Annotated in this window: 21 protein-coding genes; 10 read left to right on the top strand and 11 right to left on the bottom strand. The window is 71.7% G+C overall.

Features of this window, described 5'->3' with window-relative positions; genetic code table 11:
- Nucleotides 1-46: 46 nt before the first annotated feature.
- Both ftsH and folE read left to right on the top strand, forming a co-directional pair.
- Nucleotides 47-2,080, top strand: coding sequence for an ATP-dependent zinc metalloprotease FtsH (gene ftsH, locus AB0I51_RS35605; RefSeq protein WP_359613968.1), 2,034 nt, complete (start codon nucleotides 47-49; stop codon nucleotides 2,078-2,080).
- A gap of 134 nt (nucleotides 2,081-2,214) precedes the next feature.
- Nucleotides 2,215-2,820, top strand: a complete 606-nt coding sequence (folE, locus tag AB0I51_RS35610) for a GTP cyclohydrolase I FolE (protein ID WP_019070218.1) — start codon at nucleotides 2,215-2,217, stop codon at nucleotides 2,818-2,820.
- A gap of 66 nt (nucleotides 2,821-2,886) precedes the next feature.
- Here the strand turns inward: folE and AB0I51_RS35615 are convergent, their stop codons facing one another.
- From AB0I51_RS35615 to AB0I51_RS35640, 6 genes are all read right to left on the bottom strand, one after another.
- Nucleotides 2,887-3,375: a DUF3180 domain-containing protein gene (locus AB0I51_RS35615; RefSeq protein ID WP_362982440.1), complete on the bottom strand. Its 489-nt coding sequence runs from the start codon at nucleotides 3,373-3,375 to the stop codon at nucleotides 2,887-2,889.
- Nucleotides 3,376-3,434: 59 nt separating this feature from the next.
- Nucleotides 3,435-4,046: a 2-amino-4-hydroxy-6-hydroxymethyldihydropteridine diphosphokinase gene (gene folK, locus AB0I51_RS35620; protein WP_362982442.1), complete on the bottom strand. Its 612-nt coding sequence runs from the start codon at nucleotides 4,044-4,046 to the stop codon at nucleotides 3,435-3,437.
- Entirely contained in the window at nucleotides 4,043-4,402 is a 360-nt protein-coding gene (gene folB / locus AB0I51_RS35625; RefSeq protein WP_362982444.1) for a dihydroneopterin aldolase, read from the bottom strand. Before folB ends, folK begins: the two co-directional genes overlap by 4 nt.
- Nucleotides 4,403-4,670: 268 nt before the next feature.
- Nucleotides 4,671-5,174 carry a nuclear transport factor 2 family protein gene (locus AB0I51_RS35630; RefSeq protein WP_362982445.1) on the bottom strand — a complete coding sequence of 168 codons (504 nt, stop codon included), beginning with the start codon at nucleotides 5,172-5,174 and terminating at the stop codon, nucleotides 4,671-4,673.
- Nucleotides 5,171-6,079 carry a dihydropteroate synthase gene (gene folP, locus AB0I51_RS35635; RefSeq protein ID WP_362982447.1) on the bottom strand — a complete coding sequence of 303 codons (909 nt, stop codon included), beginning with the start codon at nucleotides 6,077-6,079 and terminating at the stop codon, nucleotides 5,171-5,173. The genes AB0I51_RS35630 and folP overlap by 4 nt, the downstream gene beginning before the upstream one ends.
- A 128-nt stretch (nucleotides 6,080-6,207) precedes the next feature.
- Complete coding sequence (locus tag AB0I51_RS35640; RefSeq protein ID WP_362982449.1) at nucleotides 6,208-8,019, bottom strand: phosphatidylglycerol lysyltransferase domain-containing protein; 1,812 nt, start codon at nucleotides 8,017-8,019, stop codon at nucleotides 6,208-6,210.
- Nucleotides 8,020-8,242: 223 nt separating this feature from the next.
- On the opposite strand from AB0I51_RS35640, the gene AB0I51_RS35645 reads away from it, so the two are divergent.
- Together AB0I51_RS35645 and AB0I51_RS35650 are read left to right on the top strand one after the other, a co-directional pair.
- Nucleotides 8,243-9,373, top strand: a complete 1,131-nt coding sequence (locus AB0I51_RS35645) for an alpha/beta hydrolase-fold protein (RefSeq protein ID WP_362982451.1) — start codon at nucleotides 8,243-8,245, stop codon at nucleotides 9,371-9,373.
- A 94-nt stretch (nucleotides 9,374-9,467) separates the two neighbouring features.
- Nucleotides 9,468-10,754: a hypothetical protein gene (locus AB0I51_RS35650; RefSeq protein WP_362982453.1), complete on the top strand. Its 1,287-nt coding sequence runs from the start codon at nucleotides 9,468-9,470 to the stop codon at nucleotides 10,752-10,754.
- Nucleotides 10,755-10,782: 28 nt separating this feature from the next.
- Here AB0I51_RS35650 and AB0I51_RS35655 read toward each other — a convergent pair whose 3' ends face one another.
- Together AB0I51_RS35655 and AB0I51_RS35660 are read right to left on the bottom strand one after the other, a co-directional pair.
- Nucleotides 10,783-12,138 (bottom strand): PH domain-containing protein, encoded by a 1,356-nt coding sequence (locus AB0I51_RS35655; RefSeq protein ID WP_362982455.1) that lies wholly within the window; start codon nucleotides 12,136-12,138, stop codon nucleotides 10,783-10,785.
- Entirely contained in the window at nucleotides 12,135-12,635 is a 501-nt protein-coding gene (locus AB0I51_RS35660; RefSeq protein WP_362982457.1) for a PH domain-containing protein, read from the bottom strand. Before AB0I51_RS35660 ends, AB0I51_RS35655 begins: the two co-directional genes overlap by 4 nt.
- A 31-nt stretch (nucleotides 12,636-12,666) precedes the next feature.
- On the opposite strand from AB0I51_RS35660, the gene AB0I51_RS35665 reads away from it, so the two are divergent.
- On the top strand, nucleotides 12,667-13,818 hold the full coding sequence (locus AB0I51_RS35665) for an NADH-quinone oxidoreductase subunit D (RefSeq protein ID WP_362982459.1): 1,152 nt from the start codon (nucleotides 12,667-12,669) through the stop codon (nucleotides 13,816-13,818).
- Between the two features lie 29 nt (nucleotides 13,819-13,847).
- Here AB0I51_RS35665 and AB0I51_RS35670 read toward each other — a convergent pair whose 3' ends face one another.
- Entirely contained in the window at nucleotides 13,848-14,867 is a 1,020-nt protein-coding gene (locus tag AB0I51_RS35670; protein ID WP_362982461.1) for an SAM-dependent methyltransferase, read from the bottom strand.
- A 118-nt stretch (nucleotides 14,868-14,985) separates the two neighbouring features.
- Here AB0I51_RS35670 and AB0I51_RS35675 point away from each other — a divergent pair, with 118 nt between their 5' ends.
- Both AB0I51_RS35675 and AB0I51_RS35680 read left to right on the top strand, forming a co-directional pair.
- Nucleotides 14,986-16,191 (top strand): sensor histidine kinase, encoded by a 1,206-nt coding sequence (locus tag AB0I51_RS35675; RefSeq protein WP_362982463.1) that lies wholly within the window; start codon nucleotides 14,986-14,988, stop codon nucleotides 16,189-16,191.
- 116 nt (nucleotides 16,192-16,307) lie between these two features.
- The gene (locus AB0I51_RS35680; protein ID WP_019075449.1) at nucleotides 16,308-16,979 is read left to right on the top strand and encodes a response regulator transcription factor; all 672 of its coding nucleotides are present in this window, start codon (nucleotides 16,308-16,310) and stop codon (nucleotides 16,977-16,979) included.
- Between the two features lie 16 nt (nucleotides 16,980-16,995).
- On the opposite strand, the gene AB0I51_RS35685 is transcribed toward AB0I51_RS35680, so the two are convergent.
- Both AB0I51_RS35685 and AB0I51_RS35690 read right to left on the bottom strand, forming a co-directional pair.
- Nucleotides 16,996-18,105, bottom strand: a complete 1,110-nt coding sequence (locus tag AB0I51_RS35685; RefSeq protein WP_362982465.1) for a DUF5937 family protein — start codon at nucleotides 18,103-18,105, stop codon at nucleotides 16,996-16,998.
- Between the two features lie 108 nt (nucleotides 18,106-18,213).
- Complete coding sequence (locus AB0I51_RS35690) at nucleotides 18,214-19,410, bottom strand: beta-eliminating lyase-related protein (RefSeq protein ID WP_362982467.1); 1,197 nt, start codon at nucleotides 19,408-19,410, stop codon at nucleotides 18,214-18,216.
- A gap of 186 nt (nucleotides 19,411-19,596) precedes the next feature.
- On the opposite strand from AB0I51_RS35690, the gene AB0I51_RS35695 reads away from it, so the two are divergent.
- From AB0I51_RS35695 to AB0I51_RS35705, 3 genes are read left to right on the top strand one after another with little or no spacing between them, the layout of a single operon-like run.
- Nucleotides 19,597-20,517, top strand: coding sequence for a DUF2520 domain-containing protein (locus AB0I51_RS35695; protein ID WP_362982469.1), 921 nt, complete (start codon nucleotides 19,597-19,599; stop codon nucleotides 20,515-20,517).
- The gene (gene panC / locus AB0I51_RS35700; RefSeq protein ID WP_362982471.1) at nucleotides 20,514-21,521 is read left to right on the top strand and encodes a pantoate--beta-alanine ligase; all 1,008 of its coding nucleotides are present in this window, start codon (nucleotides 20,514-20,516) and stop codon (nucleotides 21,519-21,521) included. Before AB0I51_RS35695 ends, panC begins: the two co-directional genes overlap by 4 nt.
- Nucleotides 21,518-23,236, top strand: a complete 1,719-nt coding sequence (locus AB0I51_RS35705) for an L-aspartate oxidase (protein WP_362982473.1) — start codon at nucleotides 21,518-21,520, stop codon at nucleotides 23,234-23,236. The genes panC and AB0I51_RS35705 overlap by 4 nt, the downstream gene beginning before the upstream one ends.
- Nucleotides 23,237-23,241: the final 5 nt, after the last annotated feature.

Raw genomic sequence — 23,241 nt, forward strand, 5'->3', positions numbered from 1 at the left:
CAAACTCACTATGGCAGGAGGGACGGAGCGAATTCGCTCCGTATGGATGGACGTGAAGCGATACTTCCGTGGGCCGGTCATGTGGATCGTGCTGGCCGTCCTTGCCGTGGTCGTGTTGATGCAGGTCGTCGGCTCGTCCGGCGGCTACAAGACGGTGGACACCGGCCAGGTCGTCCAGGCGATCAACGACAACAAGGTCGAGTCGGCCAAGATCACCACCGGTGACGAGCAGACCATCAAGGTCACGCTCAAGAGCGGCTCCAAGGTCGAGGGCAGCTCCAAGATCCAGGCGAGCTACATCGGCGACCAGGGCGTGGACCTCGCGGCCACGCTGCAGACCAAGTACCAGGACAAGCAGATTCCGGACGGCTACACGGTCTCGCCGACGAAGCAGAACGCTTTCGTCGGGATCCTGCTGTCCCTGCTCCCCTTCGTCCTCATCGTGGTCGTCTTCCTGTTCCTGATGAACCAGATGCAGGGCGGCGGCTCCCGAGTCATGAACTTCGGGAAGTCCAAGGCCAAGCTCATCACCAAGGACACCCCGAAGACGACGTTCGCGGATGTCGCGGGCTCAGACGAGGCCGTCGAGGAACTGCACGAGATCAAGGAGTTCCTCCAGGAGCCGGCGAAGTTCCAGGCCGTCGGCGCCAAGATCCCCAAGGGCGTACTCCTGTACGGCCCCCCCGGCACCGGCAAGACCCTGCTGGCCCGCGCCGTCGCCGGCGAGGCCGGGGTGCCCTTCTACTCGATCTCCGGTTCCGACTTCGTCGAGATGTTCGTCGGTGTCGGTGCCTCCCGAGTCCGTGACCTGTTCGAGCAGGCCAAGGCGAACGCTCCGGCGATCGTCTTCGTCGACGAGATCGACGCGGTCGGCCGCCACCGCGGCGCCGGCCTCGGCGGCGGTCACGACGAGCGCGAGCAGACGCTGAACCAGCTGCTCGTGGAGATGGACGGCTTCGACGTCAAGGGCGGCGTGATCCTCATCGCCGCGACGAACCGTCCCGACATCCTCGACCCGGCCCTCCTGCGCCCCGGCCGCTTCGACCGCCAGATCGCGGTCGACCGCCCGGACATGCAGGGCCGTCTGGAGATCCTCAAGGTCCACCAGAAGGGCAAGCCGGTCGCACCGGACGTCGACCTCTCCGCGGTCGCCCGTCGTACGCCGGGCTTCACCGGCGCGGACCTGAGCAACGTCCTCAACGAGGCCGCCCTGCTCACGGCCCGGGGCAACCGCAAGCTGATCGACAACTCCATGCTGGACGAGGCGATCGACCGTGTGGTCGCGGGCCCGCAGAAGCGGACCCGGATCATGTCGGACAAGGAGAAGAAGATCACCGCGTACCACGAGGGCGGACACGCCCTGGTCGCGGCGGCTTCCCCCAACTCCGACCCGGTCCACAAGATCACGATCCTCTCCCGAGGGCGTGCTCTGGGCTACACGATGGTCCTGCCCGAAGAGGACAAGTACTCGACCACGCGCAACGAGATGCTCGACCAGCTGGCTTACATGCTGGGCGGCCGCGCGGCCGAGGAACTGGTCTTCCACGACCCGACCACGGGTGCCGCGAACGACATCGAGAAGGCCACCGCCACGGCCCGCGCGATGGTCACGCAGTACGGCATGACCGAGCGCCTCGGCGCGATCAAGTTCGGCGGCGACAACACCGAGCCCTTCCTGGGCCGTGAGATGTCGCACCCGCGCGACTACTCGGAAGAGGTCGCCGCGCTCGTCGACGAAGAGGTCAAGAAGCTCATCGAGAACGCGCACAACGAGGCCTGGGAAATCCTGGTCGAGAACCGTGACGTGCTCGACGCGCTCGTGCTCCAGCTGCTGGAGAAGGAGACGCTGAACAAGGAGCAGATCGCCGAGGTCTTCGCTCCCATCGTGAAGCGCCCGGCCCGCCCCTCGTGGACCGGCTCCTCCCGCCGCACGCCGTCCACCCGCCCGCCCGTGCTCTCCCCCAAGGAGCTGTCACTGACGAACGGATCGAACGGCGCGGGTCCCGCGATCACGGCCGGTGCGACCGCCGAGTCCTCTCCCACGCTGGAGAAGGCCCCGGAGGAGCGCCCCGAGAACTGACGCGAGCCTCACACGGCCCGAAATGGATGCCGCGTCCCCCTGGTCTTAGCCTGGGGGACGCGGCATTTTCGTTTTGCCCGCAGCTGAGGCGTGTGTCCCGCACACGCGTGACCCGCACAGGAACGAGGCACGACATGACCGACCCCGTGACGCTCGACGGCGACGGAGCGATCGGCGTCTTCGACGAGAAGCGCGCCGAGAACGCCGTACGAGAACTGCTGATCGCGGTCGGCGAGGACCCGGACCGGGAGGGGCTGCGGGAGACGCCGGGGCGGGTTGCGCGGGCGTACAAGGAGATATTCGCGGGGTTGTGGCAGAAGCCCGAGGACGTGCTGACGACGACGTTCGACCTGGGGCACGACGAGATGGTGCTCGTGAAGGACATCGAGGTCCTGAGCAGCTGTGAACACCATCTGGTGCCGTTCGTCGGGGTCGCCCATGTGGGGTACATCCCGTCCAGCGACGGCAAGATCACGGGGCTGTCGAAGCTGGCGCGGCTGGTGGACGTCTATGCCCGTCGGCCGCAGGTGCAGGAACGACTCACCACGCAGATCGCCGACTCCCTGATGAAGATCCTGGAGCCCCGGGGCGTCATCGTCGTCGTCGAGTGCGAGCACATGTGCATGTCGATGCGGGGGGTGCGGAAGCCGGGGGCGAAGACCATCACGTCGGCTGTGCGGGGGCAGTTGCGGGACTCGGCGACCCGTAATGAGGCGATGAGTCTCATCATGGCGCGCTGAGGGGGCGTCGGTCGGGTGCGGCTTCTTGTGGCTGGTCGCGCAGTTCCCCGCGCCCCTTTGGGGCGCTCAGGTGACCGGCGTAGCCCCCGCCGCGTTGTTGTCGTTGTCCTCCGGGAGCTTGCAGACGCGCTCCAGGAAGATCGCCGCCGCTATCACCGCGATGCCCGCGAGGACCGAGAAGCCGGCGTAGATGGCCTGGTCGCGGCGGGCCGGGATGTCCAGGGACTCCAGGAGGTAGGCGCCCGTGCCGCCGTACATGCCGGCGACGAGGGCGGCGACCAGGGCGCTGGCCTGGCCGAAGACGACCGCGCGGGCGGCCATCAGGGGGTCGACGCCCTTGGCGCCGGGGCGGCGCTCGCGCTGCGCCTTGAGGCGGGCGCGCAGGGAGAGCGCCGTGGCCAGCAGGACGACGGCGATCACGGCGAGGACGATGGGCGCGGCCAGCGGGACGCTGGGCAGGGTCCCCACCGCGCTCCACAGTCGCGCACCCGCCCAGGACAGCACTCCGGCGACGACGAACACGCCGGCCAGCACCCTGATCCGCAGCTCTCTCACGGTGTCCCTTCAGCTCCCCGTGCCCTGTCCGGGCGTTGTGGTCGTCTCGACCTTAACGACTACTCGGGCAGCCGGAGTTCCAGGTCCTTGCGGGGCGCGACACCGTCACGGGTGATGTCGTCCAGGAGGGCGGCGACCGGACCGCGGCCGGGCAACTGCGCCTCGGGGTCCACATCGTGCCAGGGGACGAGCACGAAGGCCCGTTCGTGGGCGCGCGGGTGGGGGAGCGTCAGCACGGGGTCGTCGGAGACCACGTCGGCGTACGCGACGATGTCGACGTCGAGCGTGCGCGCGCCCCAGCGCTCCTCGCGGACCCGGTGGAAGGCCTCCTCGACCGCGTGCGCCCGCTCCAGCAGGGAGGACGGGGGCAGGGTGGTCTTGAGGACGACGACCGCGTTGAAGTACGAGGGCTGGCTGCCGGGCTCGACGCCCCAGGGCTCGGTCTCGTAGACCGGGGACACGGCTTTGATGCGGATGCCGGGGGTGTCCTCCAGGGCGTCGATGGCGCCCTGGAGGGTCTCCAGGCGGTTGCCGAGGTTGGCGCCGATGGAGATGACGGCGCGCTTCGGGTTGCTGAGGGTGGTGTCGGCGGCGTCCACCTGTCGTACCACGGAGGCGGGTACCGGCTGGACGGTCGGGTCGCTGTGCCCCTCGGTGAACGAGAAGGTCATACTCGGCTCCGGGTGATGGTGACGGTCACGTCGTCGAAGGGGACGGTGATCGGGGCGTCCGGCTTGTGGACGCGGACCTCGACCTCCTCGACCCCTTCGTGCTTCAGGCAGGTCTGCGCGATGCGCTCGGCGAGGGTCTCGATGAGGTTGACGGGCTCGCCCTGGACGACGGCCACGACCTCCTCCGCCACGATGCCGTAGTGCACGGTCTTCGTCAGGTCGTCGTCGGCGGCGGCCGGCCGGGTGTCCAGGCCCAGGACGAGGTCCACGACGAAGGTCTGGCCCTCCGCGCGCTCCTTCGGGAACACGCCGTGGTACCCGCGGGCCTTGAGGCCGCTCAGCGCGACACGATCCACGCGAATCACTCCTGCAATCGTCGGTGGTGGCCGGTTCGTACCGGGTGCGGGCGGTGCACCGGCCTCGAACGAATCTACCTGCGGGCACTGACAGTGCCGGGCCGTGAGGGCGTGGGTGCCGTCCGGGCCCGCAGGTTTCGCCGACCGTTTCCCCCGGGGAACCCGGCGGCTCATGGGTCGGTAGCCGCCCCTACCCGCCGGTTCGTGATTCCAACCACTTCTTGGTCCTGATGGGTTCCGGCTGACGCCTCTGGAGCCGCCTACCCGCTCAGGAGGGTGACTCGTCGCTCTCGTCCTCGTCGTTTTCGGCCAGGACCGGGGACGCGTGGTGCGACCAGAGTTTCCAGCCCTCGGGGGTGCGCCGGAACACGTTCGTGGCGACGACGAGCTGGCCGACGAGCGGGCCGAGTTCGTCGCTGTCGTCGGGGGCCGGGCCGCCGCTGAGGATGTTCTCCGTGCAGGTGACGAGGGCGGTGTCTCCGGTCACCGAGACGTGCACGTCGGTCAGGAAGAACTGGATGTAGTCGGTGTTCGCCATGATCAGGGCGTACGACCGGAGGACCTCGCCGCGTCCGGTGAGCACTGGCCAGCCCGGGTGCACGCAGGAGATCACGCCGGTGTCCGCGGGGTCGTGGTACTCCTCGTCGACGCCCAGGTCGGCCGGGGTCAGCCAGAGCGCGGACAGCTCGTCGAAGTCGCCGCGCTCCAGGGTCTCGTAGAACGCGGTGTTGGCGAGTTCGACCTGCTCGACGTCGGTGTGGGGGGCGCTCACCGGGCTCCCTCGGAGCTGGTGTGCGAGGCCGAGCGGGCACCGGTGGCGCGCGCTCCCTCGATGGCGCGTGCGACGCGTACGGCGTCCGAGGTGGCGTGCACCTCGTGGACGCGCACCGCCCACGCGCCCGCGTGCGCCGCGAGCGCGGAGACCGCGGCGGTGGCGGCGTCGCGCTCGCGCGCGGGTGGGGGCGCTCCCTCGGGGCCGGCGAGGACATGGCCGAGGAACCGCTTGCGGGAGGCGGCGACCAGGAGGGGGTGGCCGAGGCCGAGCAGCCGGTCGAGGTGGGCGAGGAGGACGAGGTCGTGTTCGGCGTCCTTGGAGAAGCCGAGGCCCGGGTCGACGACGATGCGGTCGGGGGCGACGCCTCCGGCGAGAACGGCCTCCACGCGTGCGTGCAGCTCGTCGACGACTTCGGTGACGACGTCGTCGTAGACGCCCCTGACGTTGCCGCCCTCCAGGAAGCCGCGCCAGTGCATGACGACGAAGGGTGCGCCCGAGGCGGCGACGACCGGGATCATCGCGGGGTCGGCGAGGCCGCCGCTGACGTCGTTGACGAGGACGGCGCCGGCGGTGAGGGCCTGTTCGGCGACGGAGGCGCGCATGGTGTCGACGGAGACGGTGACGCCCTCGGAGGCGAGGCCGCGCACTACGGGGACGACGCGTTTGAGTTCTTCCGCCTCGTCGACGCGGGTGGCGCCGGGGCGGGTGGACTCGCCGCCGACGTCCACGAGGTCGGCGCCCTCGGTGACCAGGCCGAGGCCGCGCTTGACGGCGGCCGTGGTGTCGAAGAAGCGGCCGCCGTCGGAGAAGGAATCAGGGGTGACGTTCACGACCCCCATGACCGCGCAGCGGTCCCATTCCGGAAGGCCCGCGACGCGCCCGCGCCCGCTCTGCTTGCTCATACGTTCAGCGTAGGCCTTGGGGGAGGGGCGACGGTCCCGCGGGCCGAACGGGCTGAATGCAAAGGGGCCGGTCCGGGCTGTCGCGCCCCGCCCGGAGGCGGGGTGCTCGCCCGGACCGGCCCGGTCGGTCAAGCGGCTCGCACATCCCGTTCGGCGAGGCCGTGGGCGCAGGCCGGAGCCATGGCCGTGCGGCGGCGGAGGAAGCGGGGCAGGGGGAGGGCGAGGTTGACGAAGCCCTCGGCCTGCATCGCGGCGAAGCCGATGCGGGGGAGGTCGCCGGAGGCGCGGTAGACGACGAAGCGCGGCTCCCAGCGGGGCTGGAACTTGGCGTTGAACTTGTACAGGGACTCGATCTGGAACCAGCGGGACAGGAAGACGAGCAGTCCGCGCCAGGCGCGGAGCACCGGGCCCGCCCCGATCTTCTCGCCGCGGGCGAGGGCCGCGCGGAACATCGCGAAGTTGAGTGACACGCGCGTGATGTCGAGCTTGGGCGCTGCCTGGAGGGAGGCGACGATCAGCAGTTCGTTCATCCCCGGGTCGGCCGCGCGGTCGCGGCGCATCAGGTCCAGGGACATGCCGTCGGTGCCCCAGGGCACGAAGTGCAGGATCGCCTTGAGGTCGCCGAACTCGCCCGGCTGTTCGTCGGCCTTGTGGGCGGTGGCGACGAAGCAGTCGCCGTCGGAGGGGTCGCCGATGCGGCCGAGCGCCATGGAGAAGCCGCGCTCGGTGTCGGTGCCCCGCCAGGCCTCCGCGGCGAGCCGGATCCGCTCCAGTTCGCCTTCGCTGACGTCACGTACACGCCGTACCCGGGTTTCGTAGCCGGCCCGCTCGATGCGCTTCACCATTTGGCGTACGTTGCGCATCGCGCGCCCGGCGAGCGAGAAATCCGCCACGTCGACCACCGCCTCGTCGCCGAGTTCGAGGGCGTCGAGTCCGGTCTCGCGGGTCCACACCTCGCCGCCCGTCTCGGAGCAGCCCATGACGGCCGGCGTCCAGGAGTGGGCCTTCGCCTCGTCCATGAACCGCTCGATGGCGCCCGGCCAGGCCTCCACGTCGCCGATGGGGTCACCGCTGGCGAGCATCACCCCGGAGACGACGCGGTACGTCACCGCCGCCTTGCCGCTGGGCGAGAAGACGACGGCCTTGTCGCGGCGCAGCGCGAAGTGGCCGAGCGAGTCGCGGCGGCCGTGCTTCTCCAGGAGGGCGCGCAGCTGCGTCTCGTCCTCCGGGGTGAGGCGGGCGGCCGGGTGTTCGGGCCGGAAGGCGAGGTAGATCGTCGTCACGGCGGTGAGCAGCCCCAGGGCGCCCAGTGAGAAGGCGACCGTCCAGGAGGTGCTGCCCTCGTAGTCGACCGGTCCCTCGAAGCCGAACAGGCCGTACAGGACGTGGCTGATCCGGTCGGCCAGGCTCGGGTCGCCGACCATGCGCTTGGAGTGGACGCTGACGATGACCAGTCCCAGGACGAGGGAACCGGCGCCCATGAGCACGAAGTTGGCGAGCGCGCGCCAACGGCTGCGCGGGTCGGGCAGTGCGCGGAACTCGTCGCGGTGCAGCAGCAGCGGTGCGAGCAGCGCGGCCGAGATGACGACTCCTATGACCGAGTGCCGGTACGCGAACTGTGCCACCGCGCCCGCCGGCAGCAGCGCCACCGCGGCCCGCCAGGCCCGGCGCTTGCGCCGCCTGAGCCCGTGCGCGAGGAGCAGCAGCAGTACACCGGCGCTGAGCGAGAGCGCCGCGGCGAAGGGGCCGAGCGCGCCCGGCAGCACCTCCGCCATGGTGTGCATACGGCTGTGCCGGAAGCGCGGGAACACCCCTGCGGCGATGTCCAGCAGGCCGACGAGGGCGCAGGCCCTGGCGACGAGCGTGGGAACGACCTCGGGGCGCGGACCTCGGACTATGCGCCGGACCCGGCCTGACCGGCTCGGAACCCCACCCGACATTTCCCCATCTATCCTGACAGACATCGCATCCCGTAGTTCTGCGAGAGACCTTGGACCCGGGCCCGATTCGGGCATCCGGCGACATTGCGCCCTCTAGGACGGTGTCTAGGGGAAGGAGGTTCCTTCCTCACCGGAAAGCCGGTTCAAAGGCAGTGGAAAGCCCGGGGCAAAGGCACGCGAAGGTTGTGTGTCGTCGGGCGGAAAGCGCAGGCGGGGACAGCTGATGGGACTCACGAGCAACAAGGTGTTGGCACTGGCGTTCGTGTGCGCCGTGCTGCTGTTCGTCGGCACGGTGTGGCTGTGGCCGCGGCTGGCCCGGCGGAACTGGCGGGCCGTCAGCGGACGCGTGGGCCTGCTCCTGGCGACGCAGTTGGTGCTCTTCGCCTCGGTGGGCCTCGGCGCCAACCAGGCCTTCGGGTTCTACGCCAGCTGGTCCGACCTGTTCGGCAGGGAGACCGACCAGGGAGTGGTCGTCGACCACACGGCGCTCCGGGGCGCGGGCGGCCCGCTCCACGTGGTCGGCACCCGGCGGGTGGACGCCCCGGGCGGCGCCTCCCTGCCGAGCAGCGTGGGCCAGGTGCAGCGGGTCGACATAGTGGGCCGTACGACCCACATCGCCACCCCCGCCTACGTCTACCTGCCACCGGAGTACTTCCAGCCGCGGTACCGCACCCGCACGTTCCCGGCGACGGTCGTCCTCACGGGGTACCCGGGCACCGCCCAGGCGCTCGTCGACAAGCTCAACTACCCGCGCACGGCACTGCAGCTGGCCAAGGACGGCAGGATGCGGCCGATGATCCTGGTGATGCTGCGTCCCACGGTGGCGCCGCCGCGCGACACGGAGTGCGTGGACGTCCCGGGCGGACCGCACACCGAGTCCTTCTTCGCCAAGGACCTCCCGGACGCCGTGACGGCCCACTACAGGGTGGACAAAAAGCCCGGGAGCTGGGGCATCGTCGGTGATTCCACGGGCGGTTACTGCGCCCTGAAGCTCGCGATGCACCACCCCGGGGTGTACGCGGCGGGCGCCGGCCTGTCGCCGTACTACAAGGCGCCGACCGACCCCACCACGGGTGACCTCTTCCAGGGCGACGAGAGGCTGCGGAACGAGGCGAACCTGTGGTGGTACCTCAAGCACCGGCCCGCGCCCGACACCTCACTGCTCGTCACCAGCAGCAAGGCCGGGGAGCACAACTACAAGGACACCCTGAAATTCATCGACAGGGTGAGGGCCAACGACTCCACCCGAATCGCGTCGATCATCCTGGACAGTGGCGGCCACAACTTCAACACCTGGCGGCGGGAGATCCCGGCGACCCTGGAGTGGGTGAGCGGACGGCTCGGCAACGGCTGAAAGCGGCTGCTGAAGCCAGGTGAGGGATGAGGGGTGGCTGTGTTTTTACCGGGCGGGGCACCATGATTCGCCTACGCGCGGTAAGTTTCTGGCCATGCCACGTGGACGTCACCGCCATTCCCCGCCGTTGCACCGGCTGTTGCCTCCCTCGGCGATCGCAGGCGTGTCGCTCGTCTGCGCCTTCGGGCCGTGGGTCTTCTCGCAGGCCGCCGCGCTGCGCATAGTCGCCGCGGTCGCCGCCGCGACCGCGCTCGTCGGGGCGGCAGTCATGCGCCGCTGGGACACTCAGGCGGGCAAACAGGTCGCCGACCTGGTACGCGCGCGTACGAGCGACGAGTGGCGCTACGAGGAGCGGCTCGCCGAACTCGAGTCCGACCTCGACGAGTCGCGCGAACTGCGCGTCAAGCTGGAGCACAAGCTGCGCGCCAAGCGCACCGAGCTCGCGGGCCTGCGCAACGAACACGCGGCGCTGCTGCGCCGGTACGCCACGGCGGAGACCGAGCGCGCCAGCGCCCTGGAGGGCCGCCGCCTGCTGGAGATAGAGGCCGCGGAACCCAACGCGCGCGCGTTGCCACCGGTTGCGGCGGACGGCGACGACGAGGCCCCGGCGGACGTGGACCTGGATCTCGTGGAGCTCCAGGACGACGCCGACGACGACACCGAGTCGGACGGCACCGGGGCTGTGGCTGCCCCGGTCGAGTCCGCGACGGACGCCGAGGACGGGACCGAGGACGCCGACGAGGAGTCCGGGACCGAGGCCGTCGCGGAGAAGAAGCCGGCGGCTTCACCGGTGTTCTCCCCGGAGGGGTCCAAGCTGTTCCTGCGGGCCCAGGCCGCACTGGTACGGCTCGACGACGACGCCGAGTCCGCGGCGCCCGCGCCGAAGGACGACGACTCCGCGCCGGCCGAACCCGCCCCGGTGGAGGCCACCGGCGGCCCCGCGGCCGAGTCGGAGGCCGCGCAGGAGAACGAGGCGGAGGGGAAGCCCGAGGCGGTCGACGGGCATGAGCACTCGGCCGCCGTCCCCCCGGCCGCGAAGTCCGACCAACCCGCGCACCCGTCGGGGCACTTCACGGTGCCGACCGCGGTGGCGGTCGTACCGGCGGCCCCCGTGCGGCGGCCGATGGTCGAGGGCGGGTTCGACTTCTTCGGCATGCATAAGGGTGCGGCGTCCGCCGAGATGGACGCCGTCCAGAACGAGGACCTCGCGGACGTCGTGGGCCAGGAGGCCCTGGCGGTGCACAAGGCGGATGCCGAGGCGCAGTTCAAGCCGGCCGACGAGCGGTCCCGGGGCGTCGGCGCGGTCCAGGTCATCGACCTGACGGCACACGACGAGACCGAGCAGATCAACCTTCCCGGACTGCGCAGCGCGGCTTCCTGACCGCCGCTGACGGGTTCTCGAGCCGTCCTCAGGCCATCCAGCGGTCCGGGCGGGCGTCCCTGCGGCCCGTCCGGGAGCGCTCGGCCTGGCCGCGGAGCAGCTCCGCGGCCTCGTCCGCGTCCCGCAGACGGGCTGTCACGGTCTCGTTGGCCCCGGTGTCCACGTGCACCTCGGCAAGCCCCCAGAGCCGCTCCCAGGGACCTTGCGTGAGCCGTACGCTCTGCACCTTCGCGTGCGGCACCAGCGCCGTGCTGCGGCGCAGCAGCCCGTGCCGGGCCACGAACACCGTGTCGGTGACCGCGAGGCCGTAACCACGCCACCACAGCGGCACGCACCGGGCCGCCCTGCGCGGCGGCCGGGACAGCGCCGAGCGCGGCGGCACCGTCACACCGGGCAGCACGCGCGCGACGACCGACTCGGCGATCTCGCGCGGAGCGACCGGCACCAGCACGGAGTTGGACGAACCGGCCACGTCCAGTTCGACCCGCACCCAGCCGCGCCGCCGCCACAGCAGCGGCTCCACGATCCGTACGGTCTGCACCCGCCCCGGCGGCACCGTCTCGTGGGTGCGGTCCAGCAGCCCGTGATCGATGCGCAGCCCGTCCGGGGACTCGCCGACCGTCCAGTCGTACTCGCCGACGAACCGCCCCACACTGCTCGCGCCCGCCGCGCCCAGCAGCGGCAGCGCGGTCGCGAGGACCGTCCACACGCTGTGGGTGGCGAGCCACAGCAGCGGCGGCACGACGAGTGCGGCGGCCAGCGACCCCCAGGTGGCGCCGGTCAGCACCAGGGACACCGCGAGGACCCCGGCCGGCACGTGCAGCAGCTGCTGCGAGGGCGCCTCGCCGACCTCGTGGGCGGTCTCGGGCGCGAACCCGGCCGCCCGCGCGAGGAGTTCGGCCCGCAGCGTACGGGCCTCGCCCTCGCCCAGGAAGGCCAGTTCGTCCTTCTTGTCGGTGCCTACGACGTCCAGCTTCAGCTTGGCGACGCCCGCCACGCGCGCGAGGAGCGGCTGTGTCACGTCGACCGCCTGGATGCGTTCCAGCCGGATGTGCGCGGTGCGCCGGAACAACAGGCCGGTACGGATGCGCAGTTCGGTGTCGGTCACCGCGAAGTGGGTGAACCACCAGGTCAGGAAGCCGTACAGACCGGCGGCCGGCACGATCACGGCCAGCGCGATCAGCAGGGTGACGGTGGTCAGCCGCGTCAGCTGTTCCTGCGCCTGGGTGGGGTCGTGCACCGCCCACCCGATGATGACGGCGACCGGCGCCCACGCCCGGCGCAACGGCGTCACCGGATGCAACCGCCGCTCCACCACGGGCACTTGTTCCCGTACGACCTCCGCGGCCCCGGGTACGTCCTTGTCGGCGCCCGGCGTCGTCACAGCCCCGCCGATCGGGCCTCGCCGAGCTCGGTGAGCCGGTCGCGCAGCCGTTCGGCCTCGGCCGGGTCGAGCCCCGGGATGGTCGCGTCGGTCGCCGCGGCGGCCGTGTGCAGCTGCACGCTCGCGATCCCGAAGTGCCGCTCCACGGGCCCCGAGGTCACCTCCACGAGCTGCATCCGCCCGTACGGCACGATCGTCTCGTGGTGCCACAGCACGCCCTTGCTTATCAGCAGGTCGTCGGCGCGCTCGGCGTAGCGCCAGGAGCGCCAGTTGCGGCCCAGCACCACCCAGCCCCACGCCATGAGGCCGAGCGGCAGCAGCGCGAACGCCGCCCACCCCAGGCCGGCGAACAGGGCAAGCGGCACCCCGAGGGCGACGGTCAGCACCCCCAGCCACACCACCAGCAGCATCCGTCGCATCTTCAGCAGCCCCGGCGGCAGCCCGGTCCACACCGGCTCGCGCGCCGCGCCGTCCTGGGCGGCAGTCCCCGTTTCCATGGCGCAAGCGTACGTACGAGAGACTGTGTCCATGACTCCCACGACGGAGACCACGGTCGGGATCGGCGGCGCCGCGGAAAGCACCGACATGGTGCTCAACATCGGCCCCCAGCACCCCTCCACGCACGGAGTGCTGCGGCTGCGGCTCGTCCTGGACGGCGAGCGCATCCGGCACGCGGAGCCGGTGATCGGTTACATGCACCGTGGCGCCGAGAAACTCTTCGAGGCGCGCGACTACCGCCAGATCATCATGCTCGCCAACCGCCACGACTGGCTGTCGGCGTTCTCGAACGAGCTGGGCGTGGTCCTCGCGGTGGAGCGCATGCTCGGCATGGAGGTGCCCCCGCGCGCGGTGTGGACGCGCACACTGCTCGCCGAGCTGAACCGGGTGCTCAACCACCTGATGTTCCTGGGGTCATACCCCCTGGAACTCGGCGGCATCACCCCGGTGTTCTACGCGTTCCGGGAGCGCGAGGTCCTCCAGAACGTCATGGAGGAGGTCTCCGGCGGGCGTATGCACTACATGTTCAACCGCGTCGGCGGCCTCAAGGAGGACCTGCCCGCCGGATGGGCTTCCCGCGCGCGGGAAGCCGTCGCCGCCGTGCGCTCGCGGATGGACCGCTTCGACGACCTGGTGCTCGGCAACGAGATCTTCCGGGGGCGCACCCGGGGGGTCGGTGTGCTGTCAGCGGAGGCCGTGCACGCCTACGGGGTGAGCGGGCCCATCGCGCGTGCCTCGGGTGTCGACTTCGACCTGCGGCGCGACGAGCCGTATCTCGCGTACGGCGAGCTCCAGGACACCCTCAAGGTCGTCACGCGCCAGGAGGGCGACTGTCTCGCCCGCTTCGAAGTGCTCCTGGAGCAGACCCACAACGCGCTCGACCTCGCGGACGCCTGCCTCGACCGGCTCGCCGAGCTGGAGCCGGGGCCGATCAACCAGCGGCTCCCGAAGGTCCTGAAGGCGCCCGAGGGGCACACGTACGCGTGGACCGAGAACCCGCTCGGCATCAACGGCTACTACCTCGTCAGCAAGGGCGAGAAGACCCCGTACCGGCTGAAGCTGCGCTCGGCGTCCTACAACAACATCCAGGCCCTCGCGGTGCTGCTGCCGGGGACGCTGGTGGCGGACATGGTGGCGATTCTGGGGTCGTTGTTCTTCGTGGTCGGAGACATCGACAAGTAGGCGACAAGTAGGCGACAAGTAGAGCGCGTTCACCGCTCGTCCAGCGGGTCCGGAATTCCAACCGACTGCACGAGCCAGCCGAAGTCGCCGAGGCCGCCCGGTGCGGTGAGTTCGGCGGCCTCTCCGGCGCCCGCGAGAGCGCGGACGTACCCCGCCGGGTCGGTGGAGGCCAGCGTGAGCGGGGGGCGCACGCCTGTGACGTCGAGGGCGCGCAGGGCGGCACGCTGCCTGAGCAGGCGTGCGCCGGGGAGAGCGCCCGCTGAAGTCGCGGCCGTCGCGCAGGCGTCCAGTGCGACGTGTGCGGTGATGTCGCAGGATCCGTCCGGCACGGGTACCGTCTCGCGGCCCTCGCGGAAGCCGGTGAGCGTGCCGAACGGGGGGCGGGTGTCCAGGGTGTGCGCGTAGTCGACGGCGACCGCGAGCCCCCGGTCGACGGTGGCGGCGGCGGTTGCCCAGGCCGTGTCCCTGGGGAGCCCGATCTCGGCGCGCAGCCCCTCCTCGGGCGCCAGCGGCCACCACCGCGCGAGCCACTCGGCGTCCGCACCGGCGACCGGTTCCCCGAGCCGCTCGGTCCCGTCCTCGCGTACGAGCACGAGCCGCGGCAGGCCGGTGGAGTCCACCTCGGCGACCTCTACGGGTACGTTGTCCAGCCATTCGTTGGCGAACAGCAGTCCGGTGATCCCCTTCGGGGAGTCGGCCCGCCACTCGACGCGGGAATCGAGGCCTTCGGGGCGGTCGGCGATTTCCACGCCGTACGCACGCACGCGTGCCGCCACCCCAGCGGGCAGCGCGTCGAGTACACCGGTCACCAGCTCGCCGCGGCCCGCGCCCAGGTCCACGAGGTCCAGCGCGGCCGGCCGGTCCAGCGCCTCGTCCACCCGGCACAGCAGCCGTGCCACGGCCCCGGCGAAGAGCGCCGACGCGTGCACGGACGTCCGGAAGTGCCCGGCGGGCCCCTCGGGCCTCCGATAGAACCCCTGGGGCCCGTACAGCGCGTCCTCGGCCGCCGCCCGCCAGCCGCGCCACCGGTCCGCAGTGTCGTCCGTCACGGTGCCAGATTAAGTGCACAGGACAACCGGGCCTCCACCTTGGGGAGTACGCCGGACGTATACGGATCGATCCTCCGGTTGACCCCCGCACACTTCACGCTTCCCTACGCTGGGTTACGTGCAGCGCCTCTACGACTTCCTCCGCAGACACCCGACATGGGTCGACACCTTCTGGGCCGTCTTCCTGCTGGGGCTGAGCGGCGTGAGCATCGCGAGTACCAGCTACGCGTCGGGCCGGCACGGGACGGCCATGGGCGCGCTCGTGGTGTCCGCCGTCATGTGTGTGGCGATCGCACTGCGCCGCCGCTGGCCGGAGAAGATGCTCGTCGTGGTCCTGGCGACGGGGCTCGCGCAGCTGGTCCTCGACATCGAGCCCGTGGTGGCCGACTTCGCCATGCTGGTGATCGTCTACACGGTCGCCGCGGTCGGGGCCCGCTGGGCCTCGCGCTTCGCCCTGGCGACCGGTCTGGCCGCGGCGACCCTGTCGCAGATCCGCTGGCCCCAGGAGCACACCGGTTCCGCCGGGCTGGTCGCGATCGCGGTCTTCCAGACGGTGCCGTTCGCGCTGGCCTGGGTGCTGGGCGACTCGATGCGCACCCGGCGCGCGTACTTCGCGCAGTTGGAGGAGCGCGCCGCCCGGCTGGAGAAGGAGCGCGAGGCGCAGGCGAAGGTCGCGGTCGCCGCCGAGCGCGCCCGGATCGCCCGTGAGCTGCACGACGTGGTCGCGCACAACGTGTCGGTGATGGTGGTCCAGGCGGACGGTGCCGCCTACGTCCTGGACTCCGCGCCGGACCAGGCGAAGAAGGCCCTGGAGACGATCTCCTCCACCGGCCGCCAGGCCCTCGCCGAGATGCGCCGCCTGCTGGGCGTGCTGCGCACCGGCGAGCACAAGGAGGCCGGCGAGTACGTTCCGCAGCCGGACGTCGAGCAGATCGACGACCTGGTCGAGCAGTGCCGTACGTCCGGGCTGCCCGTCGACTTCAAGGTCGAGGGCACCCCGCGTCCGCTGCCCAGCGGTGTCGAGCTGACGGCGTACCGGATCGTGCAGGAGGCGCTCACCAACACCCGCAAGCACGGAGGGCCGAACACGGGCGCCAGTGTGCGGCTGGTGTACTTCGACGACGGTCTCGGGCTGCTCGTCGAGGACGACGGCAAGGGCGCCCCGCACGAGCTGTACGAGGAGGGCGGCGTCGACGGTCAGGGGCATGGTCTGATCGGTATGCGCGAGCGGGTCGGCATGGTCGGGGGCACTCTGGACGCGGGCCCGCGCCCGGGCGGCGGGTTCCGCATCAGCGCCCTGCTGCCGCTGAAACCCGCGCACTGATCTTTCGTGCGTCGACTACTGACACCTGTAACGAATTGTTGGACGACCTGTTGAGCGGCCTCAACCTGTTGAATGAATTGTTGAACGATCCTGCTGACGGAACGGAAGAGGACCCGATGACGATCCGCGTGATGCTCGTCGACGACCAGGTGCTGCTGCGCACCGGTTTCCGGATGGTGCTCGCCGCCCAGCCGGACATGGAGGTCGTCGCGGAGGCGGGCGACGGTGTCGAGGCCCTTCAGGTGCTGGCCGCGACCGCGGTCGACGTGGTGCTGATGGACGTCCGTATGCCGAAGCTGGACGGGGTGGAGACCACCCGCCGCATCTGCCAGGGCGAGAACCCGCCCAAGGTGCTGATCCTGACCACCTTCGACCTCGACGAGTACGCCTTCTCCGGGCTGAAGGCCGGTGCCTCCGGGTTCATGCTCAAGGACGTGCCGCCCGGTGAACTCCTCACCGCGATCCGCTCCGTGCACAGCGGGGACGCGGTGGTGGCGCCCTCGACGACCCGCCGGCTCCTGGACCGCTTCGCCCCGATGCTGCCCTCCGCGGGCAAGGAGCCCCAGCACAAGGAGCTGGAGCGGCTCACCGAGCGCGAGCGCGAGGTCATGATCCTCGTCGCCCAGGGGCTGTCCAACGGCGAGATCGCGGCCCGCCTGGTGCTGTCCGAGGCGACCGTGAAGACCCACGTCGGCCGCATCCTGACCAAACTCGGCCTGCGGGACCGGGTGCAGGTGGTCGTCCTGGCGTACGAGACGGGGCTGGTGCGGGCCGGCGGGCACGGCTGAGGCACGGTGACCGCGCCTACCTGAGGATGCCCTCCAGGAAGTCGCTGCCCAGGCGGGCCACCATCGTGACGTCCAGCTGGTGCAGGACGTACCGGCCGCGGCGGCGGGTGGTGATCAGGCCGGCCTTCTTCAGGACGCCGAGGTGGCGGGATATCTCGGGGGCGGTCATGCCGTGCACCTGGGTCAGCTCGCTGGTGGTGAACGCGGTGCGGGCCAGGCTGCGGCACAGGCGCATGCGGACCGGGTGGGACAGGGCGGTCATCCGCAGGGTCAGCTGCTCCAGGGAGGTCGGTGCGGCGAACTTGGGCGACCCCACGGGGTAGTGCACGACGGGCTGCCAGCCGTAGCGGTACAGGACCGTCAGATGCGGCCAGCCCAGGCTGGTGGGGACCAGGAGGAGGCCGCCGTCCTGGGTCGCCGTACGGCCGTCGCCGAGTTTGTCGACCGTGATGCGGGCGGCGCTCTCGTCGAGCGTCACCGCGGTGGACATCGACGTCAGCGCCTCCGCCAGGCCCTTGTGCCGAAGGAGGTCCGTCTTGTGGCGGGCGTCGGCCGCGAGCTGGTGCTGCATCCGGGACCAGGTCTCCGCGAAGAACGCCTCGTCGCAGTCCTCCAGGAACTGCCGGAGCCAGGCCCTGGTCCGCGGCGGGTCGGCCAGCAGCCGCTCGGTGAACGCCAGTTGATGCGGGCCGCGGGTCGCGGCCTGCTCCAGGGCGCGCAGCCTGATCGCGGCGTCCGAGAGCGGGCCGGGTCCGCCGGTGCTGTAGGTGAGGGTGCAGGTGGTGAACTCCAGCGCCGCGTCCACGAACTGCTCGTCCGTCAGCTTGTCCACCAGGTCCAGCTCTTCGGCGAGGGTCGCCCCGGGGAGCGTGCTGCGGCCGGGGATGCCCGCGTACGGCAGGAACAGGTCGGAGAACGTCGACCGCCACAGGAAGTCGGCCTCGCACATCCGGTCGGCCAGATGCGGGTCGAGCCGGGCGGTGACGCCGGTCACCCAGCCCTGGAGGCCGGGATGGTGGCCCGGCTCGGACATCGCGTGCAGCGCCATGCACAGCTCGCCCAGGGGCGAGGGCGCGAAGACGACCTGCTCCTGCCGCAGCCCCGTGATGTCGATGTGCACGCTCATGCCCCCATCGTGCACCTCCCCACTGACAACGCCCCCGTCGATTGACGCCGCCCGTCAATCGACGCGAGCGCCGCCGGGTGGCGGCCCCGCCCAACCGGTTTAGACCCGTCAGCCCCCGGTCTCCTCCTTCAGGAGGACCACGAAGTCCGCGACCGCCGCCTTCACGTCGTCGGCCGTCCACTCCAGGGCGGCGGCCCGTACGTAGACCTCCGTCACCGCCAGCCCCGGACCCTTCGCGTCCCAGGGATTGGCGAACAGAGCAGTCCCCGTCTCCTCCGCCTGCCGGATCGCGGCCTCCGTGACGGCGTCGCGGTCGTACGGCAGCCAGAGCTGGAAGTCGTGCGTGTGCGGCTGCTCGGGGTGGACGCGAATCCACGGCACACCGGCCGCGGCGAACCCCTCGCGCAGCGCCTCGGCGACCACGCGCGCGTGGGCCACGTACGCGGGCAGCCGGGGCAGCTCCCGGTCCAGGCCCGCGAGTGCCGTCAGCACGGTGGGGAACTGCTGGAAGACCATGCCTCCGTAGCGGTGCCGCCAGGTCGTCGCCTCGTCGATCAAGGTCTTCGGGCCGGCGAGCGCGGCGCCGCCGAGGGCGTCGAGGGACTTGTAGAACGACACGTAGACGCTGTCCGCCAGACCCGCGATCTCGTCGAGCGGGCGGCCGAAGTGGGAGGCGGACTCCCACAGGCGGGCGCCGTCGAAGTGGACCACCGCGTCGCGTTCGTGCGCGGCGTCGACGACGGCGGAGAGCTCCTCCCAGGAGGGCAGGACGAAACCGGCGTCCCGGAGGGGCAGTTCGAGCATCAGCGTCCCGAAGGGCTCCGGGAAGTCGTGCACCTCGTCGGCGGTCGGCTGCCGGGGCTCGCTCGTCACATGGACCGGGCGCAAGCCGCTGACCTGGGTGAGGGCGTGCCGTTCGTGCACTTCGGGGTGGGACAGCGGGTGCAGGGCGACCGCCGGGTTCCCGGTGCGGCCCGCCCAGCAGCGCAGGGCCACCTGCTGCGCCATCGTGCCCGTGGGGAAGAAGGCCGCGGCCTCCTTGCCGAGCAGTTCGGCGACCCGCTTCTCCAGGGTCTCGACGATCTCGGTGCCGTACATGTCCGACGCCTCGTCCAGGTCGTGAAGTTCGGCCGCCCCCTGCACGAAGGCGAGCCGCTCCCGGAGCGGGCCCAGGAACCCGAGGCGCGCGAGGGAACGCTCGGCGCTCCGGGTCGCGGCGGTACGCCGTTTGCGGCGCTTCAGGTTCCGTTCCTCCTCGGTCGCCGGCTCTGCCTCTTGGTCACTCTGCTCCGCCGCATCGCTCATGCTCCGGATGATGCCTGGCGCACGTCCGTTCGGGCACCCGGGTTTCCACCGGCTTTCCCGTCCGCCGGGGGCTGTGTGACAACCCACAGCCTGTGGACAACCGGACGCCCCTCGAACCGATCGCGTTAACATGACGAGAAATCGTCCGGTACCCGGAGCGGACTGGAACGGGAAGGCCGCACTCGCGTGAGTACATTCCAACAGCCAGAGCCCAAGGACCGCCCCGCGCGGCTCGCCGTCGGTGTCGTCGGCGCCGGCCGGGTGGGCCCCGCACTGGCCGCGTCCCTCCAGCTCGCCGGGCACCGCCCGGTGGCCGTCTCCGGGGTCTCCGACGCCTCCAGGCGGCGGGCCGCGCTGATGCTCCCCGACGTGCCGGTGCTCACACCCGCCCAGGTCCTGGAGCGCGCCGACCTGGTGCTGCTCACCGTTCCGGACGACGCCCTGCCCGGGCTCGTCGAGGGCCTCGCCGACACCGGCGCCGTACGCCCCGGCCAGCTCCTCGTGCACACCTCGGGGCGGTACGGCGCGAAGGTCCTGGACCCCGCCCTGCGCGTCGGCGCGCTGCCGTTGGCCCTGCACCCCGCGATGACCTTCACGGGCACCCCCGTGGACGTCCAGCGGCTCGCCGGATGCTCCTTCGGGGTCACCGCCCCCGAGGAACTCCGGCTGGCCGCCGAGGCCCTGGTGATCGAGATGGGCGGCGAGCCCGAGTGGATCGCCGAGGAGAACCGCCCGCTCTACCACGCGGCCCTCGCGCTGGGCGCCAACCACCTGGTCACCCTGGTCGCGGAGTCCATGGAGCTGCTGCGCACGGCCGGTGTCGAGGCCCCCGACCGGATGCTCGGCCCGCTGCTGGGCGCCGCCCTGGACAATGCCCTGCGCTCCGGCGACGCGGCGCTGACCGGCCCCGTCGCGCGCGGGGACGCCGGCACTGTCGCCGCCCACGTCACCGAGCTGCGCAAGCACGCCCCGCAGACCGTCGCCGGCTATCTGGCGATGGCCCGCGCGACCGCCGACCGGGCCCTGGCCCACGGGCTGCTCAAGCCGGAACTCGCCGAGGACCTCCTCGGGGTCCTCGCCAACGGCACCGAGGGAGATGCCGGATGACCACCACCCTGTTGCGCACCGCCGACGAACTGCACGCACGCGCGCGTGCGGGCCGTCGCGTCGTCGTCATGACGATGGGCGCCCTGCACGAGGGCCACGCCACCCTGGTCCGCACCGCGCGCGAGCTCGCCGGACCGGACGGCGAGGTCGTGGTCACCGTCTTCGTGAACCCGCTGCAGTTCGGCAAGGGCGAGGACCTCGACCGCTACCCGCGCACCCTGGACGCCGACCTCAAGATCGCCGAACAGGCGGGCGCCGACGTCGTGTTCGCCCCTTCCGTGGACGAGGTCTACCCGGGCGGCGAACCCCAGGTGCGCGTCTCCGCGGGCCCCATGGGCGAACGCCTGGAGGGCGCGGTCCGCCCCGGGCACTTCGACGGCATGCTCACCGTCGTCGCCAAACTGCTGCACCTGACCCGCCCCGACACCGCCCTGTTCGGCCAGAAGGACGCCCAGCAACTCGCCCTGATCCGCCGCATGGTGCGCGACCTGAACTTCGGCACCGAGATCGTCGGCGTGCCGACCGTGCGTGAGGCCGACGGCCTGGCCCTCTCCAGCCGCAACCGCTATCTCTCCCCCCAGGAGCGGCGCACCGCACTCGCCCTCTCCCAGGCCCTGTTCGCCGGCCGCGACCGGCACGCCGCCCAGGAGGCGCTGCGCGCCCGGGCCCGCGAGGTGCCCGCCACGCACGCGCGTGCCGAGGCGCTCAGCGCCATAGGCGAGTCCCGCGCGGCGGCCGACGCGCACGCCGTCGCCAAGGCCGCCCCCGGCCCCGGCGGCCCGGCGTCCATCCGCGCCGCCGCCGGCCTGGTCCTCGACGACGCGGCCCGCCTCGACCCGCCTCTCGCCCTGGACTACCTCGCCCTGGTCGACCCGTCCGACTTCACGGACGTGGACGAGGACTTCACCGGCGAGGCCGTCCTCGCCGTCGCCGCCCGGGTCGGGACGACCCGGCTGATCGACAACATCCCACTCGCTTTCGGAACCCTCGGAGCCGCCTCGTGACCAGCACAGGCATACGACTGCACGCGCCCGCCCCCGGGTGGTCCATCGCCGCGGACGTGGTGGTCGTCGGCTCCGGAGTGGCCGGTCTGACCGCGGCCCTGCGCTGCGAGGCGGCGGGCCTGCGGGCGGTCGTCGTCACCAAGGCCCGCCTCGACGACGGCTCCACCCGCTGGGCCCAGGGGGGCATCGCCGCCGCCCTGGGGGAGGGCGACACCCCCGAACAGCACCTGGACGACACCCTGGTGGCCGGTGCGGGCCTGTGCGACGAGGAGGCCGTACGGATCCTCGTCACCGAGGGCCCCGACGCCGTACGGCGCCTCATCGAGACCGGCGCCCACTTCGACGAGTCCGCCGAAGGCGGACTGGAGCTGGCCCGCGAGGGCGGCCACCACCGCCGCCGGATCGCGCACGCCGGCGGGGACGCGACCGGTGCCGAGATCTCCCGGGCGCTCGTCGAGGCCGTACGCGCGCGTGGACTGCGCACGATCGAGAACGCGCTCGTGCTGGACCTCCTGACGGACGCCGAGGGGCGTACGGCGGGCGTGAGCCTGCATGTCATGGGCGAGGGGCAGCACGACGGTGTGGGCGCCGTGCACGCCCCCGCCGTGGTCCTCGCGACCGGCGGCATGGGGCAGGTCTTCTCGGCCACCACCAACCCGTCCGTCTCGACCGGCGACGGAGTCGCGCTCGCACTCCGCGCGGGGGCCGAGGTCTCCGACCTGGAGTTCGTGCAGTTCCACCCGACGGTGCTCTTCCTCGGCGCCGACGCGGAGGGCCAGCAGCCCCTCGTCTCCGAGGCGGTGCGCGGCGAGGGCGCCCACCTGGTCGACGCCGACGGTGTGCGCTTCATGGTGGGCCAGCACGAACTGGCCGAGCTCGCACCCCGGGACATCGTCGCCAAGGGCATCACGCGGCGCATGCTGGAGCAGGACGCCGAGCACATGTTCCTCGACGCCCGGCACTTCGGCTCCGACATGTGGGAGCACCGCTTCCCCACGATCCTCGCCGCCTGCCGCAGCCACGGCATCGACCCGGTCACCGAGCCCGTCCCGGTCGCCCCGGCAGCCCACTACGCCTCCGGCGGCGTCCGCACCGACTCCCGGGGCCGGACAACAGTCCCCGGCCTCTACGCGTGCGGCGAAGTCGCCTGCACCGGTGTGCACGGCGCGAACCGGCTCGCCTCCAACTCCCTCCTCGAAGGTCTCGTCTACGCCGAGCGCATCGTCGCCGACATCACCGCGAGCCAGGCCGGAAACGCCCTCCACGCGCGCGTGCCCGAACCGGTCCCGCACCCCCAGAAGCCCGCGCACCCGCTGCTCGCCCCCGAGGCCCGCTTCACGATTCAGCGGATCATGACCGAGGGCGCGGGCGTCCTGCGCTCCGCCGACTCCCTCGCCAGGGCCGCCGGACAGCTCCAGCAGCTGCACACCGACGCCCGTGACGCGCTCGACGAGAACGGCAAGACCGCCGAGCCCGGCGTCGACACCTGGGAGGCCACCAACCTCCTGTGCGTGGCCCGCGTCCTGGTCACCGCCGCCGCGCAGCGCGAGGAGACCCGGGGCTGCCACTGGCGCGAGGACCACGCCGAGCGCGACGACAGCGCCTGGCGCCGCCACATCGTCGTACGGCTGAATCCCGATCGCACGCTGGCCGTGCGCACCACGGACACCGCAGACTTCCCCCCGACCCGGCAGCACCGTCCCCAGGAGCAGTGACAGAA

The organism is Streptomyces sp. NPDC050549 (assembly GCF_040655035.1).
Classification (GTDB): Bacteria; Actinomycetota; Actinomycetes; order Streptomycetales; family Streptomycetaceae; genus Streptomyces.